This is a genomic window from Amycolatopsis sp. BJA-103, from assembly GCF_002849735.1.
In the GTDB taxonomy this organism is placed as follows: domain Bacteria; phylum Actinomycetota; class Actinomycetes; order Mycobacteriales; family Pseudonocardiaceae; genus Amycolatopsis.
Genome location: NZ_CP017780.1, coordinates 4,811,520 through 4,831,415 on the forward strand (window position 1 = coordinate 4,811,520; position 19,896 = coordinate 4,831,415).

Sequence of the window (19,896 nt, forward strand, 5' to 3'; positions counted from 1 at the left end):
TCAAGCTCGTCCCTCGCCGGTTCCCGGCCCCGGCCAGTCGGCTTCCCTCCGAGCCCGCCACGCCGCCAGCAGCGCGTGCGCCGCTTCGACACCGCCGTACTGCCCTGCCAGCGCCACGGCGTGCACCATCAGGTCGTACTGGTTGGACAGCCTGGCCGCGGCGAGTACCCGTCCACGCTCACTGCCCGTGATGCGGCCGTCTTCGCCGTCGGTTCGCGGGTCGAGCTCGGGACGTGGTCCGAGTACCTCCCCCGCCCACTGAAGCCATCGTTGGTCGGGCAGTACTTCTTCGGTGTAAGGCGGTACCGGATCCGCGGCCGCGACGTGGTCCGGCTCGGGCCGGTGCCAGCTCAGCAGGGCATCGAAGCTGGGCAAACTCTGCACCTGTCCGCTACGCAGTTGCTCAGCGAGAAGCTGGTGGTGATCGGTCGCCGTCGGATGTCGGGTTATCACTTTCACCAGCGCCGCCACCATCATCCGGTACAGCCGCTCCGCCACTTGCCCGGATATGCCGGAAAGCCCCTGTGCCTGCTGGGGAGTCAGGTCCGACCCCGCGGGTGCGGTGGCCAGTTCGTACGGGCCGAGCAGTTGTCGCGCCCGTTCCTCCAAGGTGGAGGCCACAGAGAGCTCGGCTGCCGTAAGACCGTCCTCCCACCGAATGGCGTACTGGCCGAGAACGTTCGAAAAGCCGGTCCTGAATTCGGTGATCTGCTCGTCAAGCACGGCGCCTGCGCTGGTGGCGATCCCCATTCCCGCCCACTGCCGCCGCAACGAATTCAGGCTGGCCTCAGGGGCGGACGACGCGTTCGCCACGCGAGCGATGTCGCGCAACAGCTCTACCCTGCGCCCTTCCGGTGAATCCACCAGGGCCTGCGGCAAGTCCTGATCGGCGACGCCCATCAAGCGGGCTCCCTCGGCGGCCAGCCAGTCTGCCGGGTGACGGAACTCGGTGATCGCCCTGGCCAGCGCGGCACCGGAAAGCGCACCGATCCGGAGGCGGTTCCACTGGCGCCGCATGGCCTCTGCCGTCGGGGGATGGTCGTCGCCGCTCCCGATGAGCCGCAGGAGCTCGTCCCGATGCTCGTCCCGGACCACGTCCTCGGCCCGCATCCTGGAGATTCCCTCGGTAAGCAACTCCTCGTCTTCGCGCCGCAGCATTGTCAGCCGCGCCTCTCCTTCGATGGCGTGTTCCGACAACTCGCGCTCGAATCTCGCGACGGCCTGCTCGATCCCGCCCGGGTCGACGACCTCGATACGCCCGGCGACCGTGTCCTCGTCGACCAGGTAGCCTTCGTCCGGCGCCGCGACGGCAGGCCCGGACGGCGTCCACGTCCGCAGGTACTCCAAGCCCTGCCGGATGTTCTCGCTCCACCACCAAGCTTCCAGCCGGACGTCACCATCGGTCTCGCGAGCGGTCAGCAAGAAGCCGGCGACGATCTCGATCAGCATGGTCCGGTGCAGCTGCTGGGCCGCGGCACTCGGGCCGACGCCCGGCACGACGGTGGACGGCGGCCCGACCATGGCCTCGGCGGACCTGAGTACCTCGGCCTGCCGCTCCGGGGCCGCCGCGTTCAGCGCGCGCCGCGCGTACTGGTGCGCGTCGGATGCGCTGGACAGAATCGCCTCGGTCGTCCCGGCGAGCTCGTCATACCCGTGCAGGCGACCGAAACCGTCCCGCAGGTTTTGCGCGAGCGGGCCGGCGGCATCCGGATCGTCCTGCCATTCCGCCGCGACAGCGGCCCGTATCCGTTGCCACAATCGCTGTTGCTCCGCGGCGCTCGGTCCCAGCCCCGCGCGGGGCTCGGGGGGCACGTCCAACAGCCGGTCGGCCTCGGCAAGTTCCCCATCGGCGAGGAGAGGGTCCCGCCGAACGAGGTAGGCGTCACCCTCCGACAGCGCTTCGTCCCAGCCGTTCTCGAACACCGCGACCTGCTCGGTAACCAAACCGGCAGCGTGGCGGCGCTGGGCCACCTGGTAGGGGACATCGAAGTCGACGCGCTGCCGGCCATCCCAGTTGAACCAGGTCTCGAGCAGTGCGCGGAGCCAGGCGGTCCTCTTCCAGCCAGGCTCGGTCGAAGGCTGTGCGTCCAGACGGACGGCGAGCACGTCGACCAGGGCGCGATAGACCTCCGCGTACCGCATCGGGCGCTCGGCACCGGGCGTGGGCGCGGGCGCGTCAAGTGGACCCAGCATCGCCCTGGCCGTGGACCGCAGCCCGGACAGCTGGGTTTCGTTCAGCGCGGATACGGTCTGCCGGGTGCTCGGCAGCAACGTCTGGAGCAAGGCCGGACCTTCGGCGTGACCGAGCAGGTCCCACACCCGCAGGCGGAGGGTCTCCGCGTCGTCGACGGCGCCCAGTCCGAGGTGGACACGGTGAGCCACCGCCGCGACCGCGCGCTCCCGCAACCACCGTGCCGTCGCGGGCCCTGGCCCGCCAGGGCGTGGTTCGTATGGCGGCCCGAGGAGTCGTTCCGCCTCCTGCCGCAGCGCGGCTTGCCCCGCCAGTCGCTCCCGGGTCAGCAGCCAATCGCCCCCCTCGATGTCCCAGCTCCAGTGTTCGTGCCAGCCTGCCACCGCCATGGCAAGGCTCGCGGGGTGGAGCCGCCGGGCGGCGACAGAGAACGGGACATCGAAGTCGACCCGCTGCGGACCGCCCTCGTTCACCAGGGCGGCCACCCTCGTGCGCAGGCCCGCGGTGGCCCGCCACTCGGCTTCCACCACTCCCCGTGTGGTGTTCTCCACGGACACGACGGCTGCCATCGCGATGCTCAGCAGCGACAGAAGGCGCCCACGGGTCAGGTGGAACGTGTCGGCCGGTTCGTCGATGAGTCCCAGCACCGCGCGGCCCCGTACCCGGTTCTGCCGGTGCTGCGAGGGCACCCCCTCAGCAATCAAATCCCGTGCGGAGTCGGCTCGTTCGATCAGCTCGTGGACAGTCCCGAGCTCGCCCGCCAAGCGTTGCTCGACGACCTCCCAAGGCTGGTCGGCGCCTTCCTGGTCCCGCAGCGCGGTGAACCGGTGCCGCAGCCGGCCCGCGAGTTCCTCGGTCGCCGCGTCCTGAACGGCCTGATCACGCCGGCCTCTTGCCAGGTGTGACCGATGCCCCAGCATTTCGGCCAGCTCATCGACGAGCCCGCGTTCCTGCTCATTCAGCTCGGCACCGGGTATTCCGAGCAAGCCATGACCATCCTCGCGCCACTGTGCCGCCACCCGGTCCTGCTGCCGACGTGCCTCTGCCGCACGCATTCCGTCGTCTGCGGCATACAGCTGGTTCTCGGTGCGAGCACCGGTATCGCCCGCCTGACGTTGTTGTCGCCAGTCCTGCCCGGACGCCTGGCCCACGGCAGCCCACCGGGCGAGGTCGCCACCGGCGACCATTCGGGCCGCTCGCATCCGGTCCAGGCCGACCCGCACGTCCGGGTCGTTGCGCAGTTCGTCCAGAGCCGGAAGGCTTCCCAGGCGCAACCGGCGGCGCAGTCGCTCGTAGTCATCCCGGATGTCGGCTGTGGCGTCCCACGCGTCGCGCAGCGCACCCGCTTCCGCCTCGGACGCGGCGTCCAGGATCTCAGCGGCCAGCACGTCGGTGACCTGCTGGTGCAGGTCACCCAGTCGCCGGACGTTCGCGTCAGCGGCCGCCGCGTCGGGCATCGGTCCGATGAGGGCGGTCGCCCACCGTCGGGCGTAGGTCCCGGCCACCGACCTCAGCTGCTCCGGGACGTTCTCGTTGTCGCGCAAGTCAGCACGTGCCGTGGCAACCCGGTCGGCGATGTGGTCCCGGAACGAGTCGATCACGGCGTTGTCGGTCAGATCGAACCGGGCCTGCCCCGCTTCCTCCCCGTCGCTGTCGGAGTCCACGGCGTCGGGCATGTTCACGTCGCTGTCGGAATCGTCGTCGCCCCAGTGGATCGGTTCGGCCAGCCGGTCACCCTCCACCTGCCGCGGGCCGTCCGCGAGGTGTTCGGTGGTGGCCCATCCGGCGCCCAGCACGGCCTCTCGCGCATCCCCTGCGCCAAGAGAACGCCGCAGATCACCGTGTTCGTACAACAGCCACTGGCTGCTGTCAGGTTCGTTCCGGGGCCCGGCGGGACTCATCTCGCCGTTCTCGAAGATCCGCACGGGTCCGGGGATCAGCAGCCCGCCGTTGGCCTGCCAGACCTGCTCGGCGGGCGCGATCACTTCGGCGTCGAGCACGTCGCTGAGCACCTTGGCCAACTCGACGCTGTCGCAAGACACCAGCAGGATCCGGCGCTCGGCAGGTGGCTTCGGCAGCTGCTCCCGCAGCAGGTTCGCGAACTCCGCGAACCCGTGACCACCCGGCCGGTCCCACCGCAGCACCCCGGTTCCGTCAGGGGTCAGCCGCGCGCCCACGGTGAGCACGCCGGGCAGCGCGGGCAGCTGGGCCGCCGCGGCGCCGGCGGCCGCCAAGGTGACCCCCGGCGGCGGGAACACGACGCGGTTGTCATCTGCCCGAGCGAACACCGAGAAGTCCGGACCGCGGTCGTCACGGCGGCCCGCGGTGTCCCCGCCATCCGGTGGTGGGGGCGCGACCTCGGTCATCGCGACCAGGACGGCCCCTTCGGCGGTGACGGCCCCGCGGTCGATCGTGAACCGGGTGCCGGGGGTGACGAGGATGTCCGGCGCCGTGTGACTCGGGGAGAAATAGGAGATGTCCCTGCCGCCGTGACCGGTCAGCGTGACCTTGACCAGCTCGGCCCGGCTCGCCGGGGCACCCTCCCGCGGCATGCGCAGGGCGCTGCTCTCGTCCGGGGCGAAGCCGCCCATGCCCTGGAAGGTGACGTCCTTTCCGCCGGAGGCGGCGGGAACGAGCCCGACACCCCATGCTTCCCCGGTAAACGGCGGCAGAATCTCCAGCGCCTCGAGGGCCAGCTCGGTGTGCGCGGCCAGTTCCGCCCGGACGGCGGGCAGCATGGCGTCCACGGCCAGGTGCAGCCACCGCCGACGCGCCGCCTTCTCCTCGGGCGTCTCCGGCGCGGGTTCGTCCAAGAGCCGCATGACCCGCGGGTTCGCCGCCAGGATGGCGGGGATGTAACCGGTGTCGTAGGCGTCCTCGGCCAGCCGCCGGAGCCGGTTGGACAGTTCCGCGTCGGCCTGCGGACCGGGGTTCCACGGTCCGGTCCCGAGCTGCTGGGAAGCCAGCTGGCTGTAGGCGCTGAGCGCGACGGCGTGGGCCCTGGAGAACCGCGCCAGCAGTTCCGGCGCGGTCATCCCGTTCCGGACGAGCCAGGCTCTGGCCTGGTCGGTCAACGGAGTGGAAACGTGCCCCGCGAGATGGAGCGATTCGAGCTTCTCGTCCACGAGCCCGCGGTGCAGCCTGCCCGGTGCGCCGAACCCGCCTTCGTCCGGGTGCCTCCCCGCTCGGTGGAGGTATGCGGCCTCGTGCGGGAGCAGGCCGTCGACCGCGATGTCCGACCGCACCGCCGCCATCTCGATTCCGGGCAGGCTGCGGTACATCGTGGTGGAGTCGGAAAGGTCGGCCCCGGGCAGGTCGGCGACCAGACTCGCCCCGGCCAGGATCTCGTAGGCGGTGTGGTCCCGGGCAGGCAGCATCCAGCCGAGCAACGCCAGCGCCAGGTGCTCGTCGGCGACGCCGAGGTTGACCAGTTTCGCGGCGTTCATCAGCCGCGCGCTGCTCGTGGAGATGCCGGTCAGCACCGGCATGCCCCGTTCATCGCGGACCTGGCGGACCCAGCCGGAGGTGTCCCGGAGTTCCAGCGTGGCCTCGCCGCTGCGCCAGCTCAGCGGGAGCTCCGGCCCCGCTTCCCCGGGAGCCAGGTCACCCAGCCTCGGATTCTCGATCCGGCTGGGTTTCGGGGCGGCAGGCTGTTCGGGGTCGAAACCCAGTACGTCCAGGGCGACGGGATTGTTCAGCAGGAAGATTCGCTCGCCCTCGCCGAGTGGCGCGCCACGGTCCCGGTAGGTTCCCGGGGTGTGAGCGTACTCGTCGGCACCTGGCCCGCTGGACTTCCGCGGGCGACGCGCCAGGTCACTGCGCAGTTGCTCGATCGCCGCCGCCCAGCCGGATGACCGCGCCAGGAGGTTCGCGCTCGCGAAAATGTCCTGGTCGAATGCTGTCCGGCCGGTCTTCCCCGCCGCCCGCAGCAACCATCGCAGCGTGGCGTGGCCGGGACTGTTCAGGTACTCGGCCTGCTGCCGCAGCGACACCACGTCCAGGCCGAGTTCGGCCGCGCGTGCCCAGTCCCGCTCGCGCACGATGCCGTTGAGCAGCGCCTTCAGCCCGAGTGGATGCTCGCTGAGGTAGGCCGCGGAGTAGAACGCCGTCATCAGCTCACGCAGGTTGGCCGAGGCGAGGAACCCCTCGAACTCCTCGCGTGAGGTGAGTGGTTCCACCTGGCCTGCCGACGTCGCGTCACCGGTCCCGAACGCCTGGAGGATCTCCCTCTCACCTACCGAGGGACGAGCGGCCCGCAGCACCTCGAAGGTCCGGCGAACGGTCCCTTCCGCCGCCGCCCTCGCGTGTTCGTTGCCGAACGCGTAGGCGCCGAGTCTGGTCTCGAACTCCTCGGCACGGGAAAGGTAGGCCGGATCGGCGAAGATCCGCTTACGTGGCCGCTCGTCGCCCGCGTCGCGGTGGAAGGTGTCCCGGTCCGAGGTGGATCCGCCGGAGCGCGCCTCGGCGGCCCCGATCACCTCGAGTTCCGGCCCGTCCCCGGTGCGCTCGACCCTCCGCGACTCGACATCCAGCGTCGATTCGGCCGGGAAGAGGACTTCCTGTTCGTTCTCGTTCTGGGCAGCCGAGAATATCGAGATATCCCTCCCCAGGCTGTCGTGGTGGAGCGCGACGCGCAGCAGGACGGGCCTGGTGTTCGGTTCGTGCCTGATGAAGGCCTGAGCTCCCTCGCGTGCCCTGCTGGTGCTCATCAGGTCGCGGAAGAAAAGGCGGGAGCCGTCGTAGTTCCGGTAGAACAGCTTGCCCCACCAGCCCCGGCCCGAGCGGTCACCACGCCACACCGTGCCCTTCGCGGGAGGCAGGGCAGCCAGTGCCTTACGCACCATCTCGCCGTGCGCCAACGCCTCCGCTTCAATTTCCCCCAGCGACTCGTCGACGGCCCGGTAGAGATCCCGCTTCAGATCAGGACTGCCGTTCTCGACGACGGCCTGGATCGAAGGCAGCCCGCCCAGCATCGCGGGAAGTGGCGCCGATTCGCTCGACAACATGGCGTCGACCAGGCGACGCGCCTGGATTCGCACCGCCTGCCCGCGCCAGATCCCCTGGTAGCGCAGTGCGATGTTGATCAATGAGAAGTCCAGCCCTGTGTACACCCGCAGGGCCGCCACGTGCGCGAGGTTCAGCCGACGGCGGACCTCGCCCGGGTCCGCCTCGTTGCGCCGGAGCCAGTCCCGCACCCCGTCGTCGTACCGATGGCCGTCCTGCGCCCTCCTGAATTGCTCCAGCAGGCTCTCCGAGAACTGGAACTCCTCGTCGGTCAGGGCCGCCCGGTACCGGCCGGCCGAGTTCGCGACCGGGCTCATCCGCTCCACGTAGCGCGCCTCGTCCGGCGAAAGGAGTCCGTGGTCGGGCAGGTGATAGTTCGGTTCGGGCACGACAGCTTCCGGTACCAGGAACGCCACTCCGGTAGAGGATTCCGCGTCGCTGGAGTCGTCCCCCGGCACGGTGGTCACCGGCGGAACCGCGGCGGGCGGGGCGGCACGCGGCGGGTCGTAGTCCTCGGGAAGCGACACGTCCGGACGGCCGCGCCGCTCGCCATCGGACGCGGTGGAGCGGCCGCTGCCGACCTCGAGCATCCGACCGTCGGTGCCGCCGAGCACGTGCAACTGGGCATCCGACCGGCGGGAGGTCGTGACCGCCTGGTTGAACGCGAAAGTCCTGCCACGATGCCCCATCCGGCGCAACTCGTCGGCGAACTCGTCGGCAGGGCGTGTGCCGGATTCGGCACGCGCCGGGTCGCACGAGATCAGCAGCACCGGCCGTCCCCGGCTCACCGCACCGGAGGCGTGCACCATCCGCGCCAGCTCCCGGCCGCTGACCCGCCGGGTCTCGCTGGTGGCCTGGTCCTCGACGGTGAAGAACCCGTCATCGCCGTGCAGATCCACCGCGAGCTGCCTGCCCCGGTAGGGCATCCACCGGGTAGCCACCGGGGTGCCATCGGACGTGATCTGGGTATAGCCGCGATAGCCGACGTCCGGGGCCGACCTGTGCGTGTGCTGGTGGAACCGCTCCTCCCCCACCGGGAAGGCCACGGCCTTGGGCGAGCCGTCGCTGTAGTGGAACGCGATCGAACGGATATTTCCGGACGGTCCTGGCGCGCTCTCCGTCGCGGAGCGAGCCGGTCCGCGACGGCTCAGCTCGTGGAGCCATTCCCCGAACCGTCCGCGACGTGCCTGCGGCACACCCTCGGCCACCGGCTCGAACACGACCTCCACCCAGCCCCCGGTCGCCCCGGCGGAGCCCTCGTCGAACTGGTGCTGGATCGACACCAGTTCCGGCGTGTCGGCGCCGTACCGGTTCAGGTGTTCTCTGAGCTCCTGCTCGACCTGCCTGTGCAGTACGGAGTCGCGCGGGCCGTGCCCGACGATGCTGATCCGGTGGGCCTGGGGCGGCCCGTCGCCCTGGTTGCCGAGGTAGTCGACCAACAGCGTGAGCCCAGCCCTCTGCTCGGCGGAAAGCCGGGGCGCGGCCCCATCACCCGGCTGGTCCGGGCCGCGCAACCGCAGGCCGCGGAGGCCGTCCGCGCCCTGCACCAACCACAGTGCCCCAGCGGGCGGCAGCGCTTCGGGGCCGCCATGCTGCGGCGAGACCTCCGAATACCCTGGGGGCCCGTCCGGAGCGTCGGGGTACCCCGGCGGGGCGCCTGGGGCACGCGGCGGCGCACCCTCGGAGTACTGGGGCACGCCCTCAGCCCACGTCGTGGCCCACGGCAGCGCCCACCGCGCGTGTACGCCGGAGCTACCCCAGGTCCGCCGCAAGTCCAGATACACCCGGACGAGCGCGGTCGACTCCCACGCCGCCTGCGCGACGTCCTCTCGCGTCCGGTCATGCCCAACATCCACCAGCCCGGCGGCGGAGACAGCGCCGTCCAGCACCCTGCGCAGTACGTCGTAGCGCTCCCGCTCGGCCGTCGGATTCCTCGGCGACCCCGGCTCGGGTTCCGGCTGTTCCCCGAGCATGGCGTCGACCAACTGATCGGCCCGCTCGACCAGCTCCGGGTACTGCAGTTCCACACGTTCGGCCGCGGCCAGGAGGCGGCGCTCGATTTCGCCCTCTATCGAGGCGAACCGGCGTGCCACGTCCAGGGGGATGCCCGCCGCCTGTTGCGCCGCACGCTCGGCCGCGGCCCGGACCTCCGGCCACGGGACGCTGAACACGCCCGGCTGCCCCGGCATCGGTACGGCCGGGGCCGCGGTATCGGTGGACGACGACCGCAACGCGTCGATCTCGGCCCGCAAAACGGCCGTGTGGTCCCACGCGTCCTTCGCGTCCGCCACCAAATCCGGCGAAGGCCGCCTGTGCAACGAGGAAATCATCGCCCTGCCCAGCACCGCCCCCAACACGGACCGAACGCGCGCGTTCACTTCCCTGGTGAGGTTGCCCGTCCCGGCCGGCAGCGCCCCCAGCATGGCGTCGACCATGAACACGACCTCGTTGAGCCACTCGATCTCGCGCCCGTGCCTGTCGACGAATGACGTGAACTGGCTCACCTCGTACGACCAGACGTGATGGAGGTCGGCTACCCCGTTCGCGACCAGCGCCTCGCCGGCACGGGAACGGATACCGTCCCAGGACGCCGTCCGTGCCTGCCCGGTCAGGCCCTCGGCACGCATGCGGCTGGTGCGTTCCCACGCCACGCGAGCCGCGCGTTCCCATGCCGGCAGCCCCCGGTCCCGGCCGAGTTCGTCGAGGATGTGCCACGCCAGCACGTCAGTGACCATTTGGTCCAGCTCCGACACATGCTCGGGCCTGCCCACCAGTCCTTGCGCCACCGTGGTCGCCTGATCGACCCGTGCCTGGTCGCCGTGGTCGCGCAGGCCCCGCGAGGCCCGAATGTTCTCCTCTTGCCAACGCTCACGGAACTCCGGATCCGCGTCGGGCCCGTCCGGGTCCGACGCCTCGCCGATGCTCTCCTCGAGTAGCCGGCCGACCGACGGCCCATCAGGCGAACCAGGCCCGCCCGTGCCGTCGACCCGTTCCGAACCGCCCAGCAGCTTCAGGGGCTTACCGACCACCAGCATTTCGGCCATCCACTTGGCGAGGCTCGTCGGATCCTTCCGGACCTCCTCCGGCGCCCAGTCATACGCCCAGGCCAGCCCCGGATCGAACGCCCAGATCTTCCGAACGAGCTTCTCGACCGACTCATTGTCCCGGCCAGGGCTCAGCAACCGCTTCAACGCTGATTTGAGCTTCGCCTCGAACGACTGGTTCCGCACCGCCTTCGGGACTCGCAGCAGCTCCGAGGCCATCCGGTCGGCTGCCTCCTTCAGGTTCGCCCGCAGGCTCTCCGGCACCCGGCGATACGCCCACGCCAACCCCGCGTCGAAACGCTTTACCGTAGTAAGGAGCTTCTCTGCCGCTGTTTCGCCCAACCGCCTTCTCAACGCGGAACGGAGTTCTTCCTCGCCGCTTCTCGACGCCGTCGAGAAGCGGGGGCGCGCCTTCCATACCGCGCCGTCCGGGTCGAGCAACACCTCGATTTCGACTCCGGCGCGGGTGCCGACCACCTCCCAGCGCCCATCGAACCGAAGCCTGGGCAGCACGCCGGGGTCGTGAGCCACCTGGAGCACTCGTTCGACGCTCTCGAGGTCCGACCAGCTTTCGGGAAAAGTCGTATTCCCTGACGGGGCGATACCGTCGGTGCGAGTTTCCAGGATATCGCGCGCTACGCGCATGCTCATCAGGACACTCGTCGGCTTGGCGACGTCCTCCGTGAACTTCGAGCCGCCCTGAACTTTCGTCCACTCACCCGCGAGGTCATCCCCGGAGCGTCTTTCATTCAGGTTGGCGATTGTCGCGTCTTCCAGGCGCGGACCGCGGTGCGCGTTGAGTACTACTCCTTCTCCGGACTGCGGAAACGCACTGAGAACCTCGCCGAAAGGATCGGCGATCACTTCGATGAGCACACCGTCACGCTCGCCTCGGGCGCGCCATTTTCCGGTTCTCAGCAACTCTGGTGTCGAGTCGGGAAACTTGGCGGCATCGAGCACATTGTCGAGCAACCTATCCGGCACCCAGTCGTGCGGGAATTCCGTCTTTCCCGGATGCCCGGATCCGGCCGCGTGGTTGTCGATGATGTGCTGACCGCCGTCGAACCCGAACCTGATCTCGTGCAGCCAGGGCGCCCGCTCCCCGGTAGTGAACCGCCAGCCACCGCCGTCCGGCCCGCCGGACTCCGGACCGGCGCTGCCCACCGGTCGTGCGCCTTCCGGCGCGCCCGCCGAGCGCGTCCGTACCGGTACCGATCCTTCCGCCGATCCGACGATTCGCGCGCCGCCGTCCTGCCCACCCCGTTTGAACAGGTCTCGCGCGTTCCGCGGAACGGGGACCGAGTACTCGCGCCCGGGTTCGATGACCTCCTTGACCATGGCGACCAGTTCGGGCCTGCCGAAGACGAACTCCAGCGCCGCGCCCAGCACCAGCTCCGGTTTCGGATGCCGGTCGAGCGCCGGCACGACCTTGGTGAGATCCAGCTTCCCTTCGCTGCTGTGCAGTTTCCACACCAGCGTGTGCACCACACGCTGGGTGAGCCGCAGCGTCGCCGTCCGGCTGTCCTCCGCGATCTCCCGCACATGCCGCATTCGTTCAGGCGCGTTGTCCCGGTCGTTCCGGTCGCCCTCGTGGGTGAGGTAATCCTGCCTGATCTGTTCCAGAGACGAATCCAGGAACGGGTGGTTACGTGGCGCGGCCAGCAGGCGCTGGTCGAGCTTCTTGCCGTCAGGGCTCTCTCGGATCGCGAACGACTGCTGGGCGTGGATGATGTCGAGCGGGTCCACGTTGGTCAGCCGGTCGCCGCCGTCGAGGTGGACACCACCCATCAGCTTGAGTAGTTCGAGCCTGGCCATGTCGCTCGCCGCGCCGTAGCCGCCCGGCGCCTGCCTGGCCATTTCCGCTTCGAAGAACTCCTGCAGGACCATGGGATGGTCCTTGTTGAAGACCTCGTAGATGTCGATCAGGATGATGCTGTTGTCCCGCGCCCAGCGCACCAGTTCGCGCACATCGTCGAAGTACTTGCCGCTTTCGCCGTCTTTCGCGCGCTCGACGGATTCCCTGGACACGTTGGTCACATGGACGAAAGTCGAGTCGCGAACGAGTTCGCCCGCCATCCGGGCGACGCTGGAGCGGAAGTTCGGTGACTGCTCATCGGGCAGGGGGTTGCCGAACCAGATCGAGGTCACGGTCCTGGGCATCTCCAGCACCCTTGGCAGCGGGGGTTTGTCCGAAGTGGGAGCCCACTGCGCCCGTTCCGCATCGGTGAGTTCCCTGGTCAGCACCGCGTCCTCGAAGCCGGTCATCCGGTCCGGTGCGTACTCGTCGCTGCCGAAGCGAACAGTGGAGGCAAGGTCCAGCTTCGTCAGCAACGCCTGCCAGCCCGCGGCGTTCAGCGCGGAGTAGTCGTGGCCACGGACAGGACCGGCCGCCGAAGGTGCCTTTCGCCGGGAGAAGTAGTCCGGTCCCATCGTCCGGCTCGACTCGCTCTGGTGGTTTCGCGGGTCAACGGCTTTCGACTTCAGCTGACCGGCCAGTTCCGCGACCGAGGTGAATCCGCGGGAACCCGCTGTCGGGGCGTCTTTGCCCAACGCGCGTTTCGGCGTGGGGTCCGCTCGGGATGGCGCCTCTTCGCCGTGGCGCGGGCGCTTCCGCGAACTTTCGGCAACGCCTTGGCCGGAGGCGGTTTGTGCATACCCGTCGAACACTTCGCCGTGTTCGGTCAGAAAGGCGACCACCTGCATACCGTCTCGGGTTCCGGCGGCCCGCCAACCCCCCTTGTCGAGAGGCCGAGGCGGTTGATCGGGTTTGCGTGCGACGTCGAGCAGCCGGTCGACAGTCCGGCCGGCGCTCCAGTCCGGGGGGAAGGCGGAGGAACCGAATTCGCCGACATCTTTGGTATTTCCCCTTATCGCCGCCAGGCGTCCGTACTTGACAGTCAGCTGACCTGGCGTCCTGCCGCCCCGAGCCTGTGACCACGCGTCCCCTAGATCGCGTTTGTTGTGCTTGCCGACGAGCTTGGTGAGCTCCGCCTCGGCGATCCCGATATCGGGCAAGTCCATCTGGACGCCCTTGCCCTCCAACGGATAGCCGGTGACGACGATTCCCGGGCTCTCGACCACTACCTCGATGGCAACGCCGGCGCGGACACCGGTAGCCGCCCAAGTTCCTGTTCCCTTGGCCACTCTGGGTACCACGTCCGGATTCTTGGCGACATCGAGGACGTGTTTCCTTATATCTCCGGCGGTCCACTCGGCCGGGAACCTTGACTTTCCGCTTACTGCCGATCCGCCGCTGTGCCGGTCGAGTATGTGGTTCAGGGCACTGTCAACGAGCAGGATGTTCTCCGGACTGGGCGCGGAGCCACCTCGGACGTCGCGCCATTTCGCGCCGTACTCCTCGCCCCAATGGAGGGGTTCGGTAAGGCGATCGCCGCTCGTCGTATCGTCCGCACGAGCTTCCGCCGAAGCCCAGCCTGCCCGCAACACAGCCTGTCCAGCGACCGCTGTGTCCAGGGACTGTGCCAGAGCACCATCCTTGTACAGTTCGAACAGGTTGACGTCGGGACTGTTCCGGGGACCGGCGGGCAGCATCGTGCCGTCGTCGAACAATCGCACGTCCCCGGCGACGATCTGCCCCTTGTTGAACTCCCAGACCAGCTCGCGTGTCGCGACCACCGCGGCGTCGAGAAAACGACTGAGCGACGCCGCCAGCTCGCTGGCATAACACGACACCAGCAGAACCCTGCGCTGTTCCGGCGATTCCGGAAGCCACTGCTGGAGCAGGCCGGCGAACTCGGCGAAGCTGTGGACGCCCTGTCCGTCCGACCGCAACACCCCGGAGCCATCCGCCGCCAGCCGTGCGCCCACCGTGAGCACACCGGGGAACACCGGCAACTGAGCCGCCGCCGAAACAGCGGTCTCCATGGTGACACCCGGCGCCGGGAAGACCACACGGTTGCCTTCGGCCCGCACATACCCCGAGGAATCGGAGGGCCGTGGCTCCGCGTCGGGATGCGCGTCCGGCTGCGATTCGCCGACCAACCGGTCGAAGAAGCTCGCGCGCTCCGGCGCCGCCGCTCGCAGGCCTTCCGGGTCCTGGAAGTACTGCCGGGCGACTTCGAACAGCTCCCGCAACATCCGGCCGGTCGCCTCGTCATCGAGTCGCGTGGGATCGTCGACGGTCAGTAGCAGGATGAGGTCCTGACGGCTCGCGTGCCCGGCGAAGGGGCCGCCTCCGGCCAGCCGGTCCAGCTTGCGCGCCACCTCAAGGTCCTGCGCGTCGGGCCGGCTGCTCGCGTCCAGGCCGTACAGCCCACGCACCCTGTTCCGTTCGACCAGCTCGGCTCGACCGGGCTCACCGATCTCCTTGCCCAGCTCGACGTCCAGGCCTGGCCGGACGGCGCGCAGGTCGTCGCGCAGTTGCTCGGCCTCGGCCTTGGTCAAATTCGGCTGGTCGTTGTCGCTGAGTCCGAACGCCCCCCAGTTGATCACCACCTTCTTCGCGTGGGAAAGGTCGAGCGGGCCGTGGATCTGCGCTTCCAGAAACCCGTGCGTACTCGGGCCTGGTGCGTCCTTCAGCGAAGGGTCGTACCGGTAGTCAGTGGCTTCGGCCAGGAGGTGGCGGACCAGTTCGTCATCGCCGTAGGCCAGCAACGAGTACAGGTGTTCTTTGTCGGTGTAGGTGACCGCGTTCGTGTCGGTGTCCATGCCCATGGAGTCGCCGGGCGTGAACGTGCTGCGAGCTCGGACGTCCTCGTTCCACTGCACCACGACCGTGCCGTAGTGAACAGCCGATCCCTCGACTCGGCTGGGTGGGATCACCGCACCGTAGCGAGGCATCTCGGCCGGATTCTCGACCGTCACCGGTTCGCTGTTCTTGAAGGACGACGAATAGCCGAAAAGCCATTCCGCCGTGACCCGGTCACTGATATCGGTGGTCCCGCCCGAGCTGCCTGTCTCCCACCTGTTCCGGATCGGCTCGCCGTCGGCGAGCAAACGCATCAACGATACCTTTCCGCCGTTTCCGTCGGGAACCATCTTGTTCGGGAACAGGTTGGTGACAGTGGACCAGGACTTGAGCTTCTCGTGTGCCAGGTCCGCTATTTCTTCCAGCTCGGCGCGCGCCTTTTTGCCGGTCGGATACTTCGCACCAAAGTTGTTGAGGATGCGGATCTTCCAGATCGCCTGTTCGCGGTCGCGCTCGTGGAACTGCTCGCCACGCAGTTCGGCGGCCAGCAGAGCCCACTGCTGCGCCACGGTCAGCCCAGCCCATTCCGGCCGATAGTTCCGCGACTCCGGGTCAAGTGTTTCGGCAAGCCGCTGCAACTCCACGCCATCAGGCACCATCCAGCGGCTCTCGTTCGCCGGATCGTCGACGTCTTCGAGGTCACGGCTGTGCATACTCAGCGGGAGAGTGCGTCCCGTTTCGAACCGGACGTCCATCCGTCGACCGCCCAGCGGTAGCTCACTTCGATCATCTCTCCGCTCGATCTCCGCCAGCTGATCAGACGAGGTCTGCGAATCCGGTTGCGGCACCTGCTCCCGAGAGGCGCCCGCCGGCCCGGAACCATCATCCGGCAGGAGCCCCTCCTCGATCGCTGTCGCGGCCCGCGAGCCCGAGCGACTCGACTCGCCCAACTCGGCGTACGCCCGCGCGACATCCGCACGGCTGACCAGTACCTCCGGGTCGTCGAACGGAAGCCGTCGCTTCCCGACCAGCCGGCGTAACTCGGACCGCACCTCGTGATACAGCTGTTCCACTTCGGCTTCGGACAGGTCCCGCCTACCACCGCCCGAGGGCTTCGACGCTGCCAGGTGTTCGGAGCCACCGCCAGGAATGCTGGACGGCCCAGCCTCCGACTCGCCGGGAGACAGTGCACGGGTACCGGCTGAACCGCCCACGGATGCGGGCGCGCCACCGAGCAACCCATGAAACCCCAGCACGGCCTTCGCGATCTCGGAGGCGGCGCCCTTCACGTGGTATGGATCCGGCTCCGTTTCCCAGAACCAGCGCTCCACCACCACCGGAGTCACATGCTCCCGGACAAAGCCTTCGATGTCGCCCGAACCCCTGCGGGCCAGGCTCCGCACCTCAGTGACTACGGCGTGGTGCAGCACCGAGAAATACTCCGGGGAACCCGGTTCCAATCCCGCGCCCGGAGAACCCGCACGAGGCCGCGAAGGCCCATCGGCATCGGCGGCCGGCCCGTCCGACAGCGCGATCGACCGGAGCTCCTGACTCAGCCGCGCATCGGCGGCGGGCCTGCCGGCTTGCGCGGCGCCGGGCCCGGCGCCCGCACGGCTCGACGGCACCCGCGATGCCCACACCTTCAGCCGTACCGCCAGCTCCCGCGCACCAGCAGGCCCGAACCCCTTGGGCCCCATGGCATAAGCCAACACATCAACCGCTTCGGAACCCCACTCCTCCGACACCACCGAACCGTCATCACCACCCACCTCCCGCCACACCTGCCAGGCCGGCACCCGCGCCTCGGCAACCATCTCCGGCCCCCACGCAGCCCACCACGCCCGCGACTCGGAAACAAAAACATTCACCACATCGTCCGACCACGACCGGCTCCCTGCACCAGCCTCGTACTCGGCCAGCAAACCGCCCAAAACATCCCGTACCACCGGCCCCGGATCAGCCCCCCGGCTCGCCCGGAACCAGGCAATACGCGCCACCCCGTCCAAAACCCCCGGTGCGTTGAGCACCTCGCCTACCGCAACCTCACCGTGCTCGATAGCCGATTGCAGCTGGTCATGAATCCGACGCCAACTCTCGTCATGAACTATCGGCATCGGTAGACCCGATTCAGGATCCGCCGCGGACAACACCCGCACCTTTGTCCACACGTCCCCTTCCCACTTTCGAAGAAACCCGTTATACGCGTCCATCGCGCGCACAGCACCGATTGCTCCCTGCGCAGCGCCGGGCCTCTCACCATCAAGGTTCCGCACAAACTTTGCAAACTTTTCAATTGAGCCAGATGTGCCAGCGGCTAAAATGTATTCACGCGCGTAGCCCCTCGCCTTTTCATCAGAAATACCAGAATTTCTACCATGGGATCGAAGAATTTCCCTCTCCGCCAACACGTGACGCAACGCATCTGCCGCGTTGACCTTGCCGAACTCGATCTGCTCACTCTGCAGATACTGCCAAAAACCGGCAACCGTGACACCAGATCCACCAAGAAGGTCAACATGGCGATTGGCGTGAGATTTCAACTCCTCATAGGGAAGAACCGAAGGCCGACCTCCCCTGCTCAGTTCGAACCCCCACTCTTTCACAACGTCGGCGAGAATTTTCCTCGTCGTGTCCTCGCCGGGCAGGGCCTCGCCCTCACCAAAGCTCTCTTCCAAGTATTTCCGAAACTGAGGATAACTAGGACTGGCATCATCCGGAAATCCAGATACAAACGTCTCCGCATGACCCCGAACCACATCGGCAGGAACCCGCAGTCCCGCACCGCCCGTGCCTCCCGGCACCCACGCCCACTGCCGCAACCGCCCGACCAGCTCCGCCAAACCATCCGGCCCGAACCCCGAACGTTCCGCGAACACGACCGCCACAATCGCCGCATCCCGACGGCCCGAATCGAACCGGACCCCGCCACTCCCCAGGTCTGGTCCCAGATCCCGCCACAGCCGCTCCGCCGAACCACGATCCGCGCCGATGCCCTCGGACCCGAACCACCACGCACGCGCCCGAGCGACGAACTCACCGACCTCCCGCGGCGACCAATCCCGGCTCCCCGCACCAGGATCGTCCGGCAACACCGGCTCACGCTCCCCAGGAAGAGCAGGGGCCTCACCAGGCTCCCGGCCGGACAACTCCTCCAGCCGCTCCCGGTACCGGTCAAGCGCCGCCTCGTCGACGTCCTCGCCCGGCGGATCGACGCGTTCTCCCTTGTCCAGCCAGACCTGCGCCTGGACTGGCCCATCGGCAGACACGTGGCTGATGTGGACGTGCACGCCGAGTTCGGAGAGGGTGGGCCGGTGGCCGTTTTCGGACCCCGCCAGGCCGACCAGGTCGTCCAGTCGCCTGATGACGTCCCTCAGATGGTCCTTGACGGCATCCGTCGTGGTGAGGTCGCCGAAGCCACGCAGTTCCAGTCGCGGTGCGTGGTTCTCACCGTTCCAGTCGAGCAGGTGCTGCGCGATCCGGTGCAGCCGTGTGTCATCTTCGAGCCGTTGCAGGTTGGTCCGGTCGGCCGCGATCGTCGCATCCGGCTCCGGCTTCACCACAACGGCCTCGTGGGCACGGAGGATCGCCGCGCCGTACGCGGACTTCGCCAGCCGACGCGAGTCGGCTTCCCGCACGAGCGCGTCTTCGGCGTCCCGCGCGGCCTGCTCCGCACCGGTACGATCCCCGGCACGAACACCCTGGCTGGTCAGCACTTCGATCTTGGCGGTGTCGTTCTGGCTGTGCGGCCGGGGCAGCGACAGCAACCGGTCCAGTTCGGCTGTCTGCCGGGCCCGCCATCGGGCGGCGGCGAAACGCCGCGCCGCGTCGTTCCATGTCTGGTCCCGCTGGGCGAAGATCCTGGTCGCCTCGGCCAGGTAGGACGGGATCCGGTCGTTGCGATCGGCGCGCCGGATCCGCGCGGCGTTCTCGGCCGAGAACTCCACCGCCACGGCATGCTTGAGGCCGAACTTGGCTGTGGGCTTGGCCACCAGCAGGAATTCGAGATCTTCCAGCCAGGAGCCGGTGAGCTTGGTTTCGCCCGGCGTCGGCTTGGCCCATGTCCGCGGGGTGTTGTCCCGCTCCCTGGTGTGCTCGCTCTTGCTGGCGGTTCCGCCTTCGGCGATCGGGCGCACCAAGGCAGGCAAGACGGGCAGCCCGGTCCCTATCGGTCCCAGCAGGCCGGCGGACTCGTGATGGTGCGAGGTGAATGCGGTCTTGTGCGTCTCTTTCGTGGTCTCGGTGGGCTTGCCGCCGAATTCGACGCGCTCGCTGGGCACGCCAAGGCGCGCGGACTTCCCGGGCCGGGCATGCAGGACCAGGTCGAGGCCGAGCGCGGGGTTCACCGGGATCGGCAGGCCGTCGTCGCCCATGGCACGAAGCAGCCCGTTCTTCGTCATCCGGTAGCCGAAGGATGCGGCCAGCTCCCGGTGAACCTGTTTCGACACGGTACCGCCGCCCTCGGCGATCCCCTGTCCGGCGATGGCGGCAAGCCGGTCCGGGTCCGGGTACACCTCCTCCACAAAGGACTTTCCCGGGTCCGGGGCGGCCAGGTGGCCCGGCTCACGGTGCCATCGGCGAAGAGCCTGCGGCGAAACGTCCTGCTTTCGGATCGCGGTGTCGCCGATCCTGCCGAGCCGTTCTTCGGGTGGCGCGGGGGAGAACTCCTCTTCCACCGGCTGATCCACGGCGACCTCGCGGACCAGCTGGACGTGGGCGAACACCGTGCCGCCGCGCCGGACGGAGAGGTCGAACTCGAGCTCGGCCGTCGTCCGTTCCCGTGAGCCGGAGATCGCGGCGGTCTGCTCGTCGGTTCCGGCGGTTTCGAGCTCGGTCTCCGTCTTCACGACCCCGAAATGGTGCTCGGTCGTCCCGCCGGCGCCGCCGACCCCATACCCGGGGTGGCTGACGTCGCCGTCCTCGCCGGAGAAGGTGACGAGTCCGAAGGTGGTCGCGGCCACCACTGCGTGCGTCCAATTCCGCCCACGCGCGTGGCCGCTGGTTTCGGTCAG

The 19,896-nt window shown here is 68.7% G+C and carries 1 protein-coding gene (cut by a window edge); it reads right to left on the bottom strand.

The window, feature by feature from the left end; genetic code table 11:
* Positions 1-19,896: the 3' portion of an EndoU domain-containing protein gene (locus BKN51_RS20855; RefSeq protein ID WP_146044360.1), read on the bottom strand. The gene runs 8,295 nt beyond the window's last position; 19,896 of the gene's 28,191 nt are visible here — the last part of the coding sequence; the start codon falls outside the window, past its right edge; its stop codon occupies positions 1-3.